The sequence below is a fragment of the Devosia sp. genome (assembly GCF_041917035.1).
Taxonomy (GTDB): Bacteria; Pseudomonadota; Alphaproteobacteria; order Rhizobiales; family Devosiaceae; genus Devosia_A.
This window is the reverse complement of sequence record NZ_JAYRYM010000076.1, coordinates 1-15,435: the sequence shown is the minus strand read 5'-3', so window position 1 is coordinate 15,435 and position 15,435 is coordinate 1. Positions and strand designations below refer to the sequence as shown.

General features: G+C 65.8%; 13 protein-coding genes. 3 read left to right on the top strand and 10 right to left on the bottom strand.

Features of this window, described 5'->3' with window-relative positions; translation table 11 throughout:
- The 4 genes from ACE3TU_RS10055 to ACE3TU_RS10040 form a co-directional block, all read right to left on the bottom strand.
- Positions 1–247 (bottom strand): glycosyltransferase family 2 protein (locus ACE3TU_RS10055; protein WP_374623517.1); only part of this gene is annotated, 247 nt, incomplete at its 3' end.
- 2 nt (positions 248–249) lie between these two features.
- A complete protein-coding gene (locus ACE3TU_RS10050) occupies positions 250–1,449 on the bottom strand; it encodes a glycosyltransferase family 4 protein (protein WP_374623514.1) in 1,200 nt (399 codons plus the stop codon).
- The gene (locus ACE3TU_RS10045; protein ID WP_374623511.1) at positions 1,449–3,728 is read right to left on the bottom strand and encodes a glycosyltransferase; all 2,280 of its coding nucleotides are present in this window, start codon (positions 3,726–3,728) and stop codon (positions 1,449–1,451) included. Before ACE3TU_RS10045 ends, ACE3TU_RS10050 begins: the two co-directional genes overlap by 1 nt.
- Positions 3,725–4,627: a glycosyltransferase family 2 protein gene (locus tag ACE3TU_RS10040; RefSeq protein ID WP_374623509.1), complete on the bottom strand. Its 903-nt coding sequence runs from the start codon at positions 4,625–4,627 to the stop codon at positions 3,725–3,727. Before ACE3TU_RS10040 ends, ACE3TU_RS10045 begins: the two co-directional genes overlap by 4 nt.
- A gap of 91 nt (positions 4,628–4,718) precedes the next feature.
- On the opposite strand from ACE3TU_RS10040, the gene ACE3TU_RS10035 reads away from it, so the two are divergent.
- Positions 4,719–5,528: a glycosyltransferase family 2 protein gene (locus ACE3TU_RS10035; RefSeq protein WP_374623506.1), complete on the top strand. Its 810-nt coding sequence runs from the start codon at positions 4,719–4,721 to the stop codon at positions 5,526–5,528.
- A gap of 56 nt (positions 5,529–5,584) precedes the next feature.
- Here the strand turns inward: ACE3TU_RS10035 and ACE3TU_RS10030 are convergent, their stop codons facing one another.
- From ACE3TU_RS10030 to leuC, 5 genes are read right to left on the bottom strand one after another with little or no spacing between them, the layout of a single operon-like run.
- Positions 5,585–6,514, bottom strand: coding sequence for a 3-hydroxyacyl-CoA dehydrogenase (locus ACE3TU_RS10030; RefSeq protein ID WP_374623504.1), 930 nt, complete (start codon positions 6,512–6,514; stop codon positions 5,585–5,587).
- Positions 6,511–7,392, bottom strand: a complete 882-nt coding sequence (locus ACE3TU_RS10025; RefSeq protein ID WP_374623501.1) for an oxaloacetate decarboxylase — start codon at positions 7,390–7,392, stop codon at positions 6,511–6,513. Before ACE3TU_RS10025 ends, ACE3TU_RS10030 begins: the two co-directional genes overlap by 4 nt.
- Positions 7,385–8,026 carry an isochorismatase family protein gene (locus ACE3TU_RS10020; protein WP_374623498.1) on the bottom strand — a complete coding sequence of 214 codons (642 nt, stop codon included), beginning with the start codon at positions 8,024–8,026 and terminating at the stop codon, positions 7,385–7,387. Before ACE3TU_RS10020 ends, ACE3TU_RS10025 begins: the two co-directional genes overlap by 8 nt.
- Complete coding sequence (leuD, locus tag ACE3TU_RS10015) at positions 8,023–8,679, bottom strand: 3-isopropylmalate dehydratase small subunit (protein WP_374623495.1); 657 nt, start codon at positions 8,677–8,679, stop codon at positions 8,023–8,025. Before leuD ends, ACE3TU_RS10020 begins: the two co-directional genes overlap by 4 nt.
- On the bottom strand, positions 8,679–10,091 hold the full coding sequence (gene leuC / locus ACE3TU_RS10010) for a 3-isopropylmalate dehydratase large subunit (protein WP_374623492.1): 1,413 nt from the start codon (positions 10,089–10,091) through the stop codon (positions 8,679–8,681). The genes leuD and leuC overlap by 1 nt, the downstream gene beginning before the upstream one ends.
- 185 nt (positions 10,092–10,276) lie before the next feature.
- On the opposite strand from leuC, the gene ACE3TU_RS10005 reads away from it, so the two are divergent.
- Together ACE3TU_RS10005 and ACE3TU_RS10000 are read left to right on the top strand one after the other, a co-directional pair.
- Positions 10,277–12,334, top strand: a complete 2,058-nt coding sequence (locus ACE3TU_RS10005) for a hydantoinase/oxoprolinase family protein (RefSeq protein WP_374623489.1) — start codon at positions 10,277–10,279, stop codon at positions 12,332–12,334.
- A gap of 5 nt (positions 12,335–12,339) precedes the next feature.
- Positions 12,340–14,136, top strand: a complete 1,797-nt coding sequence (locus ACE3TU_RS10000) for a hydantoinase B/oxoprolinase family protein (RefSeq protein ID WP_374623486.1) — start codon at positions 12,340–12,342, stop codon at positions 14,134–14,136.
- A gap of 33 nt (positions 14,137–14,169) precedes the next feature.
- On the opposite strand, the gene ACE3TU_RS09995 is transcribed toward ACE3TU_RS10000, so the two are convergent.
- Positions 14,170–15,228: a LacI family DNA-binding transcriptional regulator gene (locus ACE3TU_RS09995; RefSeq protein WP_374623483.1), complete on the bottom strand. Its 1,059-nt coding sequence runs from the start codon at positions 15,226–15,228 to the stop codon at positions 14,170–14,172.
- Between the last annotated feature and the right edge of the window lie 207 nt (positions 15,229–15,435).

The following is a 15,435-nucleotide window of genomic DNA, read 5'->3' as shown; positions in this document are numbered from 1 at the left end:
CCCGGGCCGCGACAATGCCGGTGTTTCTCGCGCCGGCCGGACCACGTCCGCGCCCGTTTGTCAGCCACCGCAGCCGCATGTCCGCGCGAGCGAACTGCTCGACGAGCTGGAACGACTCATCCGTACTGCCGTCGTCGACGATGATGAGCTCCCAGTCGGAAAACGACTGCGCCTGAACGGACCGGATAGCGGCGGGAAGAAACGATGCCCGGTTGTAGGTCGGGATCACGACGCTGACGGCAGGCATCGTCACTTCACCTCGAATGACAGTTCGCGGGCGCGCATCGGTGGCAGGGCGCTGGAACCGATTGGACAGTCGAGGGCCGACAGCAGTGCCGGCAGCCGCCTCTCGCGTGAGAAGCGCGACGCCAGCGTCTCCGCCGCCCGCGCGCCCATTGCGTCCCGCCTTTGCCGGTCCGTCTCGAGAGTGGCGGTCAGCACAGCGGCAAAGTGCGCTGGATCGGCCAGGTCGGCCAGAATGCCGTTGAAGCCGTCTTCGATCAGTTCGCGCGTACTGGACATTGGGTGGGCAATGCAGAGGCAACCAGCAGCGAGGGCCTCCATCAACGCCAGGGGAAACCCCTCGACGAGACTAGGCAGGACGACAAGGTCGCATGCGGCAAAGAAAGCCCGCGGATCGGCGGTCCAGCCGGTGAAGCGGACTCTGTCCGTCACCCCGAGCACGGCCACCAGTTCGACCAGCGACTGGCGCTTCCATCCGTCGCCTCCGACCAGCAGAAGTGCGTCGAGGCCGCGGGGCAGGGCCGCGAAGGCGCGCAGCAAGGCGTCGACCCGCTTCTCGGGGGCCAGTCTGCCGAGATAGCCAACGACGAGCCTGCCGTGGGGGACCCTTGCGGCCGCCCGCGCCGCAGCCCTTTCGCTGTCGGATGGCGGCTTGAAGCTGGGTGCGATCCAGTTCTGGCAAAGCGCGAGCTTTCGTGCGGGAAACGAGAACTCGCGACTGGCGGCTTCGACGATCTCGCTCGAAACGCCGATTGAACGGTGGGTCAGAAGGCCGGAGAGCCACCCGACGATCGTCTTTGACAAGCGGGACGGCCACGCACCTTCCCAGGGCCTGTGCTCAATAGTGTATACTCGTCGTCCGAGTAGTCGGGCGACGGCCAGATCGGCCAGTCGAGTCTCGGCGAAGCGTCCCCTGCAGAAGACGAAGTCTCCACCCGCACAGGTGCGCAGGATGCGGGCCCAGGTCATGAGCCACCTCCGGGGTGCCTGTCCCTCGAGCGGCGGCACGCGGACGATCCTCACGCGGTCATCGGAGATCAGGCCGGAGAAGAAGTCGACGCTGGTACAGACGATGGTGACCCGAAGGCCGAGGTCTGCACAGGCCTGGGCAACATCCGCCATGTGGATGTGGAGGCCACCCGGTTCGCTGGTGCCGCCGACGAAGACGAGATGCCGCCCCCGGTTTGCGTTCTGCTGTACGACCATCACTGCAACTCTGGGGCAAAGGTAGGCGAGGCGTCTGCCAGAACCTCCCGGCAGGTAACCGCGAGTGCCTCGGTCACTCGTAAGCTGTCGTGGGCGAGCATCGCTCTTTGTCGGGCGGCCTGGCCGACCCGGTTGGACAATTCCGTATCGCGCAGCAAGGCGATGCAGGACCGCGCGAACTCTTCGGGATCGTCCGCAAGGAAGATCTCCGTGCCGCCCACGAAGGACAGGCCCTCCGCGCCGACCGAGGTGCTCACCGTCGGCCTGCCGTTGAGCGCGGCCTCTACGATCTTGATGCGTGTACCGGCGCCCCGCAGGATCGGACAAACGGTCAGTTGGGCCGCTTCGTAGAGCGGTCCCAGGTCCTCGACGAAGCCGAGCAGTTCCACCCTCTCGGCGGCGTTGGCGCCAACGTGCTCCTTGCCTGCGCCCGCTATCACAAGGCGGGCTTCGGGCAAGGCTCGGCGGACAGAGGGCCAGACAGTGTCGATGAGCCAGGTCACGCCTTCTGCGTTGGGCGGATAGTCGAGCGTTCCGACAAACAGCGCCACGGGCCTTGCCGAATGGGCCACTTGCGTCCTCGTCACGGTGGACGCGGTGTTTGGAATGACGACGACAGGCGTCTCCGGGCACAGTTTCTGCAGCTTGCCCCGGTCCAGTTCGGATGTGACGAGCAGACGCGCCGAAATGCGGGCGACCTGCCGGGTTGCGTACCGGGCCACCGCCGACCACACGAGCTTTGTAACCCGCCTGCGGCCAAACGGAAGCGATCTCGCCAGTCGTCCCATCTTCACGTGCTCGAGATCGTCGATGTCGACGACCACTGGCGCCATCGGCGCTCCGACACGAAGCAGCGCGGCGCCAACACCTAGCCTGTGAGCGAGGATGAGGTCCGGCTGAAGCTCCGCGAGCACTCGGCGCAGGTGGGCGACCGGTTGGCGCGAACTGGTTCGCATGGATGGACGTGGCTCGAAGAAGCCGACCGCTCCGCGGAGGGCCCAGATTGCGTCGGTCACCCCGTCGACGAGAGCTGTTCTCCGGCCGCAACGCACGAAGCGAATCTCGCCGGAAATCGGCCAGAGCGAGCGAACCTGCGCGTCCCACGCCCTTTCCTCGGTCGCAGTCGCATCGTACCCCGGCGGCCAGTAGAACACGATGTCCAGTTCGCCGACAGTGCCGAGTCCCTCGAGCAGGCTCCGGAGGCGAAGAAAGGCACCGAACACGCTGGTCTTCGGGTCGCTGGGAAAGAACTCGGTGACCAGGACGACCCGCTTGCGCGGAGGGGATGGCTCATCGGTTCCGCCGGGCTTGTTCCGTACCAGGGGTGCGCGGGGATAGGTCTTCGCGATGACGCGAAGGTAGTCGGTCGGACGCGTCATCGAAACCAGCCCGACCAGCCCCGCCAGCGCTGCCCGCCAGCGCCGGCTTCCGATGGACTGGCCGACCTCGGTCAGCGCGAGGCGGGCCAGGTGAAAGTGCGCACTTCGCGCCACCAGGGTGCGGGCCGAGGGCGCGACGAGCCGAAGCCCCTCGGCGAGGCACCGTCGCACTTCCCGCCATGGCGTCAGCGACTCGACCATCGCCGCCGACGCACTTTGCCCATGGACGCGGTACTCGGCGAGCACGCGCGGCTCGAACCAGACCGGGAACGACGCCGCGATACGCTGCCACATCGCCCGGTCGAGGCAGTAGCGATACGTCGTGTCGAAGCCTCCCAGCTGCTCATAGACCCGGCGCTTCACCACGATGGCCGGGCATTGGATCGCGAGGTTGGCCACGATGTGTTCATACCAGTCGTCAAGCACGCCCGCCTGATCGCGGCGAAGCTGCCCTTCGCGGAGGACGCTTCCATCCGAGGCGATGAAGGCGTGCTGCGTGAAGCTGGCGCCAAGCGAGGGGGATGACGTCAGCGCGTCCTCGTTTGCCCCGTAGAAACCGGGACGAACACGATCATCCTGATGAAGGATATGGACCACCTGGCCGCGCGCCAGGTCGATGCAGCGATTCCAGTTCGCGCCGATCCCGAGCCGGCCGATCGGCGCGAAGACCTCGACCCCGAGATCCCGGCACTCCTCGATCAGCGTCCCAAGGCCCTGCTCGTCCGGCCGGTCCGATTGATCCTGGACGAGCGCGATCTGCATCGACTCTCGGCCTGCCGCACCCGACACGGACGCGATGGCCTGGCGGAGAAACTCCACATTCGGCCGGTAGACGGGGATCATGACCGACCAGAACGGTCGCCCGATGACGTCCGACGGCCTGGCACCGATAGACGTCATGCCGGCTTCCGATACTCTTCGATGGTTAGGCCGAGCACGTGTGCCAGCTGGCCAAGTCCCTCTGCTGCATCGATGAGGTGGTGCAATCCGGCGATGCGATCCCGACGCCAGACCGTTGCGGCCCGAAGGATCTGGATCGGAGCACGCAGCATCGACGCCAGGGCCTTGTTCAGCTTCACGCCCCTTGAGAAATGCCGCCATTCGATATCGGCAATGGTCGCGCCGTTGCGGATGGAGCGCCTCAGGACCCACCACAGGTTGGCGCGGCGGCCGGGGCGGTGTTCAAAAACCAGCGCGCCGGACGACGCCCGCACGTCGGCCCCGGCATCGATCATCCGGCGGAAGAGATCGACATCCTCGCCTCCGCTGAAATCATACTCGGCCGCAAACGGCGCCTCGAGATCAGGCAGCGATTGCCTGCGGACCAGCGCGTTGCTGGTGCGCGTCGCATACCACGGGACGATAGCGGCATCCGGAAGCGTCGATTCCGCAAACAGGCGGCAATGCTGGATATAGGCAGGTGTATCCGGCCCGAAGACAATCCTGACTGGCCCGATCACCGCGTCCGCGGTCGTATCCTCGGCCACGCGAAACAGGCTCGCCAGCCACTTCGGCGTGGCCCATTCATCGTCGTCGATGAATGCGAGAAACGTCGCCGAAGAGGCAGCGACGGCGCGGTTCCGAACCTTAGCCAGCCCGCGCCTCGGCTCCACAAGGTACCGAACGTGCAGGCCGTCTCGGGCCGCATCCACAACGGGCTTGGCCGACTGCTCATGGTCATTGTCCACCACCACGACCTCAAACGGGGGGGCATCGCTCTGCGTTACGAGCGAGTCGAGCAGCTTGCCGAGGCTCGCCGGCCTCTTGTAGGTCGCGATACAGATGGTGACGGTAGTCACGCCCGAATTCCCCCCGAGGCGCTCGTTTCTCGCTTGAAGGCCGAATTGACAGCATGTTGATTGCTCTTGTCAATTTCGCCGGGGGCCCGCCGTGGGTGGTCAATTCGTCAGCGTCGTGCTGCCAACGTTCAATCGCGCCCCGACGCTCCGCCGAGCGATCGTCAGCGTACTGGAGCAGAGTCATCGGCATCTCGAGGTCACGGTTGTCGATGACGGGTCAACCGACGACACGGCCGAGGTCGTTGGGGCGATCGATGACGAGAGACTGCGGTACATCCGATTGGCCGCAAACCGCGGGCAGGCCGCAGCCCGCAATATCGGCCTGAAGGCAAGCGAGGCGCCCCTCGTCGCATTTCAGGATTCCGATGACATCTGGCACCCGCACAAGCTCGAAATGCAGCTCCGCTGGCTCGATCGGCACCCGCAGGCCGTCGGTGTCTACTGCGACCTGGAACGACGCTTCCTCGCCGGCCACAGCCTCACAATCGAAGCCCCCACCCTGGAAACCGGCCGATTCCTCGACGAGCGCCCTTCGCTGTACCAGACCTATGGTCTGGGCATCCAGAGCTGCGTTCTGCACAAGAAGGTGCTCATCGAGGCGGGTGGTTTTCGCGAGCAGATGAAGAGCCTCGAGGACCTGGAGCTTCTGCTGCGGGTCGCATACCGGCATCGGCTGCAAAGGCTGCCGGAGGCGCTCGTGGACTATTTCGAAAGCGACACGAGCGTCAGCAAAGTCCCCGAGAACGAAAGACGGGCGCGGATCTTTCTTCTTTCCCGCTACGGACTGTGGGGTGCCGCCCGCTATCCGATCAACGTGGCCAACGAGATTGCCTGGTGCTTTGCCCCGCCCCGCCGCCCGGCGCGGAAGTGGCTGCGTCTGTTTCCCGGTCGTCGCGGCTGATCGGCGCCCGAGGGCAATCGGCCGGCGACCAATTGGTTGCGCCCGGTTGCCGGTTGTCAGGTATCCCGTTTCATCCGTCGGGTTGCAAGGATGCGGCGGTCGCGCCAGGCCTGTCGGTCGGGGATGCTGTCGACCGGGACGCGTTTGGCCATCGCGCTGTGGAGGTCGGCAACCTGGGCCGGGGTCCAGTCGTAGTCGGTCCGGGCCAGCTCTCCCATGCGCTTCATCATCGGCCCGAGCCGGTCGACAAAGCCCTGCAAACCGTTCACGGCATTGAGGTGCGCGACTTCGAACGGACCGGCGGAGGCCCACCTGAGTGCCAGCCCATCCGTCAGCACGGCGTCGATATCCTCGGCCGAACAATAGCCCTCGCCCACAAGGTGCATCGCCTCGGCCACCAGGGTGAACTGCAGCCGGTTGAGAATGAAGCCCTCGATCTCCTTGTTGAGCACGATCGGGCGCATGCCGGCATCCGACATCAGGGTCCGCGCGGCGGCAACGGTCTTGGGCGACGTCCAGCGGGTGGCGCAGAGTTCGACCAGGGGAATGAAGGCCGGCGGGTTGACCGGGTGGACCACCAGCGCGCGGTCGGGCGAGGGGATGTGCCCGAGGAAATCACTGCCGGGCAGGGCCGACGTGGACGACGCGAGAATGGCATCGGCGGGAGCCGCGGCGGCGATCTCGGAAAACACGGCGCGCTTGGTGTCCAGGTCCTCGCGCACGCTTTCCTGCACATACACCGTGCCGGCCGCGGCCGCTGCGATGGACGTGGCCGGGTGCAGGCGCGCCATGATTGTGTCGACGGGTTCGTCGATCAGGCCGAACTCGGCGAGCAGCTCGAGCGAACGGCGGGCCGCCGGTATGGCCTGTTCGGTCACCTCGCCTGGAAGGGCGTCGTAGAGCGCCACCTCGTATCCGGCCCGGGCGAAAACGACGGCCCAGGCCCGCCCGACCGTGCCGGCCCCGATGCAGGCAACCCTGCTCATTCGACCGCCGCCCGGTCGTTGCGGGCCCAGCGCCGCTCGAACTCCCAGACCTCGTTGAAGCCGATCAGCCCATTGAACTCAGCGAAGCTGAAGAGTGGAGAGTTCGGCGAGTTCGATGTCCCCTCGGTCTTGAGAACATTGAGCGCATTCTCAACGGCACGGGCGGCAGCGAGGCCGGTCGCCGACGGGAAGATGGCCAGCGAATACCCGATATCCGCCAGTTCTTGCGCCGAACGGATCGGCGTGCGGCCGCCGTCGGCCATGTTCGCCATCATCGGCTTGCCGATGCGCCGGCAGGCCTCGCGCATTTCGTCCTCGCTCTCCAGCGCCTCGAGGAAGACGGCGTCGGCGCCTGCCTCGGCATAGGCGAGGCCTCGCTCAAGCGCTCCCTCGAAGCCGTGCGTCTGCCGGGCATCGGTGCGGGCAATGATCAGCGTTTCCGCGCTCCGGCGTGCCTCGACGGCAACCTTGACCTTCTCGACCATATCGATGATCGGCACCACCCGCTTGAAGGGCGTATGGCCGCACTTCTTGGGAAATTCCTGGTCCTCGATCTGAATGCCGACCACTCCGGCCTCCTCGTAGCCGCGCACGGTGTGGTGCACGTTCAGCAGGCCGCCATAGCCGGTGTCGGCATCGGCTATAACCGAGGCGTCGACAGTGCGGCAGAGCGTCGCCACCCGGTCGAGCATCTGGGTATAGCTGGCAATGCCGGCGTCGGGCAGGCCGTATGCCGAGGCAGTCATCCAGTAACCGGAGGCATAGACGAAGTCGAACCCGACCTTGTTGCTCACCACGGCGGTCAGCATGTCGTGAATGCCGGGCGCGGCGACGAATTGCCCGGACTGGAGGGCGGTGCGGAGGCTCTTCTTAGCCATTGATGCTGGCTCCCAGTGTCTTGAGATAGGCGGCGACCTCGTCCTCGCGGACGACATCTCCGTATTTTGCGTCCATGTCGAACAGGTTGGCCTCGTGCGGTGCGGGGTGACGGTCGCCGACCGCATCGCGCACGATGATCGGGATGAAGCCGTACGAGCAGCAGTCGACGCATGTTGCGCGCACGCAGCCACTGGTGGAAACGCCCGTATGGATCAGCGTATCGATGCCCAGCGTCGTCAGCGTCGAGGCCAGCGAGGTGCCGAAGAAGGCGCTCGGATACTGCTTGGAAATCACCAGTTCATCATCGGCCGGGACCAGACCCTCGGGCCAGGCGCCCATCGGGTTGCCCTCGATGAAGTTATGCAGGGTCATCGACTTCTGGTAGAACCGGCCACCGTTCAGCGCCGACTTGTTGTAGACGACGTTGGTGTAGATGACCGGCACACCGGCTTCCCGTGCCGCGGCCCGCAGACGGATGGCGGAATCGAGCGCAGGGCGGGCATCGGCGAAGAGCGCACACCCGCGATTGAAGTAGGCCTCGACGAAGTCGATCAGGATGAGGGCGGGCCGCTTGCCGAACCCGATGCGCTTGCCGAAGGCGCCCTTGTAGTTGCTGGAAAGATCCTCGCTCATGGGTCCTGGTCCTCGGAGGGGGGGAACAGCCGGTTGAGCCGGCCACCATCGAGATGCAGCCATGGCGCTTCACGTCGCTGCAGAGCTTCGAATGCGGTAATTGCCTCGGCATCGTCGGCAAGGATACTGCCGATTTCGTCGAGGCCGAACAGCAGCGCACGCCGACGGTAGGGATCGATCTCGAACGGCATCGCGGGACCGTTCGGCAGCAGGATGGTTTGCGCCTCGAGGTCGATCGCGAATTCGCCGCCCGACCGCGCCGCTGCCATGATCTGTGCGTGCCGATCACCGGTCATGACGATCGGCAGCAGGCCGTTCTTGAAGCAGTTGTTGTAGAAGATCTCGCCGAAACTCGGAGCGATCACGCAACGGATTCCGAAGTCAGCCAGCGCCCAGACCGCCTGTTCCCGGCTGGAGCCCGATCCGAAGTTGGCGTCGGCGACGAGAATGCGTGCCTCGTCGTAGGGCGGTTGGTTCAGCACGAAGTCGGTGCGGGCGCCGTCCGGAGGATGGCGGCGCTCGTGGAACAGGTGCCGGCCAAGGCCGGCTTTGTCGAGCAGCAGCAGGAAGCGGGCCGGAAAGATGATGTCGGTGTCGACGTCGGCCTCGGGCAGGGGAGCGGCAACGCTCTTGAGACGTTCGAACTTGTCCATCAGGCGATCGGCCCGAGTTCGCGCACATCTGCCAGTCGACCCGCCACTGCGGCGGCCGCGGCCATGGCGGGGCTCATCAGGTGCGTGCGGCCACCTTGACCCTGACGCCCCTCGAAGTTGCGGTTGGATGTCGATGCGCAGCGCTCGCCCGGCCTGAGCCGGTCGTCGTTCATGGCGACGCACATGGAGCAGCCCGAGTTGCGCCACTCGAACCCGGCCTCGCGGAAGACCCGGTCCAGTCCCTCGGCCTCTGCCTCAAGCCGCACCGTGGCGGAGCCGGGGACCACGATGCCTTCGACCCCGGCAGCGATCCTCCGCCCGCTGACGACGGCGGCCGCAAGCCGCAAATCCTCGATTCGACCGTTGGTGCACGATCCGATGAAGACCCGATCGATGGTGATGTCTCTCAACGCCGTGCCCGGGGTCAGGTCCATGTATCGCAGGCTCCGCTCCATCTTCGCGCGCCGGACCGGGTCGGGCTCGCTCGAGGGGTCCGGGACGATGCCATCGATGGGCGCGGTCTCGCCGGGATTGGTGCCCCAGGAAACCTGCGGGGCCAGGGCCGAGACATCGAGCGCCACTTCGCGATCGAACCTCGCCCCCGCATCAGTGGCCAGCGCGCGCCAGGAAGATACGGCGGCGTCCCAGTCTGCGCCGGTCGGCGCAAGCGGACGGCCCTTCACATAGGCAAAGGTCGTCTCATCGGGTGCCACCATGCCGACCCGCGCCCCCGCCTCGATGGACATGTTGCACAGCGTCATCCGCGCTTCCATCGACAGCCCGGCAATGGCCGGCCCCGCATATTCTATCGCATGGCCCACAGCACCATCGGTGCCGACCTTGCTGATGAACGCCAGGATGATGTCCTTGACGGTCACCCCCGCCCGCAGTCGGCCCGTCAGCCAGACGCGCATCGTGCGCTGCCTGCGTTGACGCAGGGTCTGGGTCGCGAATACGCATTCACATTCGCTTGCTCCGATGCCGAAGGCGATGGCTCCGAAGGCGCCGTGGGTCGAGGTGTGGCTGTCGCCGCAGACGAGCGTTGCGCCGGGCAGCGTGAAGCCGAGTTCGGGGCCGATGACATGCACGATCCCGTGCCGGTCGTCGCGCATGTCGATATAGCGGATGCCGTGGTTCCGGCAGTTCGCGACGAGGCGCGAGACCTGGCTGCTGGCCAGTCCCTCGGGCAGCGGCAGGTGCCGGAGGCGCGTCGGCACGGCGTGGTCTGCGACCGCAAGGTGAGCCTCGGGACGCCTGATCTTCCGGCCCTCCTGATCGAGACCGGCGAAGGCCTGGGGGCTGGACACCTCCTGCACCAGGTGACGGTCGACATAGAGCAGCGAACTCCCGTCCCCATAGGTCCTGACGACGTGCTGATCCCAGACTTTCTCGTAGAGCGTGCGCGCGGCCATGAGGTGAAGATGCAGTCCTCGGACGTGAGGAAACGACTGCCTCGTACCCGACCCGCAGGGTCTCCGGCGAGGCGTTAAGTTGGCTATTGCGGAAACCGCGAGAGACAATCTAGAGTGTAATGAATGCGCATGCAACATGCTCTGTCGCGTCGACTTGAAGGGATGACTATGCGGGGGTGCAATCGATGAGACTGGGTGTTGATGTGGGGGGCACGTTTACCGACCTGCTGCTGCACGATGAGAAAACGCGGCGCACCTTCCAGGCCAAGACGCCGTCCACGCCCGAGGATCAGTCGATCGGCGTGGTCGAGGGCGTCAGGCTGATCTGCGAGAAGGCAGGCATCGCGCCCTCCGACATCGACCTCATTCTGCACGGCACCACGGTCGCGACCAACGCCGTGCTGGAGGGCAAGGGCGCCCGGGTGGGTCTGCTCGTGACCGAGGGGTTCGAGTACACTCTGCACCTGGCCAAGGCCTGGACCCCGGGTCCGCTGTTCGGCTGGATCAACATGGACAAGCCGGATCCGCTGGCCTCGCTTGCCGACACCCGCGGCATCCCCGAGCGGATGGACGCGCGGGGCGAGGTCGTCCGGCCGCTTGACCTCGGGCGCGCGGCCGCGCTGATCGACGACCTCTGCTCGTCGGGCATCGAGGCGCTCACCATTTCGCTGATGCATTCCTATGCCAACCCGGCGCACGAGCGGGCCCTCCGGGATATTGTCACGGCGCGCTATCCCGACATTCCGGTGTCGCTGTCCTCCGATATCCTGCCCGAGTTCCGGGAGTACGACCGGGCCATCACCACGGTGATGAACGACTACGTCCGCCCGATCATGAAGCGCTATCTGTCGCGCATCGAGGATCGTCTGGCGCAGAACGGCGTCACCGCCCGGCTGCACATCGTTCGTTCCGACGGCGGCCTCATGAGCGCCGCGGCCGCGTCCGAGCGTCCCGTTCACACCGTATTGTCCGGACCGGCCGGGGGCGTCACCTCGACCATGATGCTGTCGCGTCGCTCGGGCTTCTCGAAGCTGCTCGCCTTCGACATGGGGGGCACGTCCACCGACGTGGCCGTCATCATCGACGGCGAAGCGACCATCTCGCGGTCCACCGAGGTCGGCATGTTCCCGGCCAAGGTGCCGACGCTCGACGTGCGCTCGGTGGGCGCCGGCGGTGGCTCCATCGCCGACGTCTCCGAACTGACCGGTTCCCTCCGTGTCGGCCCGCGGAGTGCCGGCGCCCGTCCCGGGCCGGTGTCGTACGGACGGGGCGGCACCGAACCGACCGTCAGCGATGCCAACGTGGTGCTCGGCTTCCTGCCTCCATTGCTGCTCGGCGGCGACATGACGCTCGACGTCGAGGCCGCCCGCGCTGCCGTCACTCGGGTCGGTGCCCAACTCGGCCTCTCGCCGGAGGATGCCGCCAAGGGCATCATCGATATTGCCAACGAGGTGATGCTCGGCGCCCTGCGCGTCATCACCGTGCAGCGCGGCCTCGACCCGCGGGAATTCGGCATTGTCGCGTTCGGTGGCGCCGGTCCGCTTCATGCCAACGCCGTAGCGGCGCTCCTCGGCTGCTATCCGGTGCTCGTCCCTCCCAACCCGGGGGTGCTCTGCGCCCTCGGCTTCCTCGAGGCCGACTTCCGCAACGAGTTCGTGCAGACCTATATCCGTTCGACAGTCGGGCTCGACCCGGGCGAAGTGTGGAGTCGGTTCGCCGATCTCGAGACCAAGGCGCAGGCCTGGCTCAAGGAGCAGGAAGTCGCCGAGGCCGATGCGTCGGTCAGCTACTCGCTCGACCTGCGCTACGAGCAGCAGGGATTCGAGGTGTCGGTGCCGGTCAGGGCGGCCGATGTGCGCGAGAAGGGGACGCTTGCGCAGACCTTTGCCGATTTCCACAACATCCACGAGCAGCTCTACGGCGTGAGGTTTCACGTTCCCGTCGAACTGGTCGCACTGCGCATCGTGGCGCGCGGTGCCACCCAGCCGGTGGACGAGGCCCCGCACGAGGGGATCAGCGGCGATGTGGCGGGGGCCATCATCGAGACCCGCCCCGGCTACTTCGACGGCGCCTGGCAGGAAACGCGGCACTATGACCGCAACAGGCTCGCGGTCGGCGCGCGCGTCGACGGGCCGGCGATCATTCGCCAGTACGACACGACCACCGTGCTGCTGCCCGGCCACTACGCCGAGATCGACAAGCACGGCAACATCCTGATCTGGCCGGTTTCGAAGGGGAAGTGAGCGCCATGGCAACTCAGAAGGCCTCCGCCAAGGTCGATCCGATCACGCTCGACATCATCGAGAACGCGCTCAAGAACGCACGTTTCGAGATGGACGGTGTCGTTGTGCGCATCTCGCTGTCGCCGGTCATCCGCGAGCAGCACGACGAGTTTCCGATGATCTGCAACGAGCGCGGCCAGATGATCGTGGGCCAGTTCGGCTCCTACATTCCGGCCATCGTCGAGCAGTTCCAGGGGGACATCAACGAGGGAGACATCTTCGTCTGGAACGACCCCTATGCCTGCAAGGGTTCGATCTCGCACAACAATGACTGGTGCGTGATGATGCCGATCTTCCACGAAGGCGTGCTGGTCGGGTTCTCGTCGATCTTTGGCCACATGGTCGATACCGGCGGTACCGTACCCGGCTCGATGCCGGCCAATGCCCGCACCATATGGGAAGAGGGCATCCGCGTCCCGCCGGTGCGCATCTACGACAAGGGCGTGCTCAACAAGGGCGTGCTCGACATCATGCTCAACAACACCCGCACGCCGGACATGAACCGGGCCGACCTGATGGCGCTCATCGCCGGGTGCCGGACGGCATCGACACGTGTGCGCGAACTCTGCGCCCGTTTCGGTCGGGAAACCTACATGACGGCCTGCGACATGCTCCTCGAGCGTACGCGGGAAGCGATGCGCGAAGTGATCCGGAAGTACATTCCGGAGGAGCCGGTGAGCTTCACCGACTATGTCGATGACGATGGTCTCGGCAACGGTCCGTTCAAGATGACGCTGACCATCTCGCGGCGCGGCGACATCGCCGTGTTCGACTGGACGGGTACGGACGACCAGGCCGAGGGCCCGATCAACTTCCATATCCATGAAGGGCTCTGCAAGCTCTTCTTCGGCGTCTACATGATCATGTCGTTCGACCCCTCCGTGCTGTTCAACGAGGGCTTCTACGACCTGTTCGAGATCGTCCTGCCCGAGGGCAGCCTGCTCAACCCGCGCTTCCCGGCGGCCCTGTCGAATCGCCTGAACACGCACACGCGCTTCTTCGATTGCCAGGCGGGCGCTCTGGGCAAGTTCGTGCCGCAACTGTCAATGGCGGCCGGCTACGGCACCAGCCCGCACTTCATCTTCTCGGGCACCGACGGCAACGGCAAGTATTTCCAGCTGATGGAACTGCTCTTCGGCGGCGTGCCGGGCCGTCCCAAAGGCGATGGCTTCGACGGCCACGCCTGGTGGCCGCTGTTCTCGGCGACGCCGATCGAGTACATCGAAAACTACTACCCGGTTCTGGTCGAGAGCTACAAGCCGATCAGGGATTCCGGCGGTCCGGGGCTGCATCGCGGCGGCGCCGGCATCGAGAAGGTCTATCGCCTGCTTGAGGCCGGCTCGGTGTCGATCCACGACGATCGTGAAGTGGTGCCGCCCTGGGGAATCAATGGCGGCCTGCACGGCGGCACGTCGAGTAAGCTCGTGCTGAAGGCCGGGGCCGGCGAGCCGACGCGCATTCCCTCCAAGATCGACAACCTCAAGGTGGGGCCCGGCGACCGGATCATCTACCGCACCGCCGGCTCGGGGGGCTGGGGCGATCCCCTGCTGCGCGATCCGGCGATCGTTGCGCGCGACGTGCGGTACGGCCTTGTCTCGGCCCGGCAGGCCGACGAGGGTTATGGCGTGAAGCTCACGGCCGACAACCAGCCGGATCTCGAGGCAACCAGGCACTTGCGCAAGCTCCGCATGGAGGAACGCGGCGAGGCTCCACCCTTCGATTTCGGCTACACCCCGCCTGAACGCAAGCAGGCGGCCGAGTAGCCGGCACCACAGGGCCCTCCGGGGCCCTGTTCCTTATGCGTCCTCGGTTTCGGCAAACCGTCGCTCCGGCGGCACCGGAATCGTGTTGCGCCAGACCAGGCGTCCCCTGATCGGGCGATCGAGCCCACGCTCGATCGGCTGGCTCGGCGCATCCAGATGCAGGATCGAGAGCGTCTCTTCCACCATCTCCTCGATCGGCTGCCGAACCGTGGTCAGCTGGTAGGGTGCGCGGCTGGCCTCCGGGATGTCATCGAAGCTGCCGACCATCAGGTCGTCCGGAACGCCGAGACCGAGTTCGGAACGCAGTGCGTCCATCGCACCCATCGACATGATGTCGTTGATGCCGAACAGCGCATCCGGACGCGGACGGGACCTGTCGCCGAAGATCTGGAGGGCTGCTGCTGCTGCGCCTTCGTAAGACGAGTTGCCGGGAACCTCCACGATGTCCCGGCGCTTGATGCCGTCCTCGAGCAGCCGATCGACGAATCCCCGGACGCGGTCCTGGCTGGTTGTTCCCTTGGGGTCGCCGGTGATCATAGAGAAACTCTTCGCGCCCGCGGCCAGAAAGGCCTCCGCGATCAGCCGTCCGCCCGCCGCATTGTCGCAGCGCACGCCCGAGGCGTCGCTGCCGGGGATGTAGCGGTTGAATAGAACGATCGGGATGCCGCGGTCGTGGCACAGGCTGATCATGCGGGTCGACAGCTGCGCCGCCGTCAGGATCACGCCATCGACCTGGTACCTGAGCACGTGAAGGATGGCCTCGTCGCTGTCGGCGCCCGGATCCACCGTGAACACCAGCAGCTGACGACCGTCGTCCTGCATGCGCTTCGAGAAGGCGTGCAGGACGTGTACGTAGAACGGGTTGGCAAGGTTGCCGAGGATGAGCGCCACGATGTTGGTGCGCTTGGTCGTGAGGCTGCTGGCAATCGAGTTCGGCACATAGTTGAGCTTGCGGGCGGCCTCGAGGACCTTCTCCCGCGTGGTGTCGGCAATCCGCGAGTTCGGCGTGAAGGCCCGCGACACCACCGATTGGGAAACACCGGCCAGGGCCGCCACATCGAACGAGGTCGCTCGCGCCAGTCTTCCTACCATCGAACTGCTCTCCACGCCGCCTCGCGCATGCGTATTCAATGATTTGCGGCGAACATCAGATGGTTAGCGAGCAAGCGCGAAGCTTTCAATAGAGATGCGTCGATACCGAGCACTTTGCGCCGGAAAGCGACGCCGCGATTCCGTCCCGCGAACGCGATTTTCCGCCCCGGTGCGATTGACAGGTTCCGATACTTGCGCAAACAATGA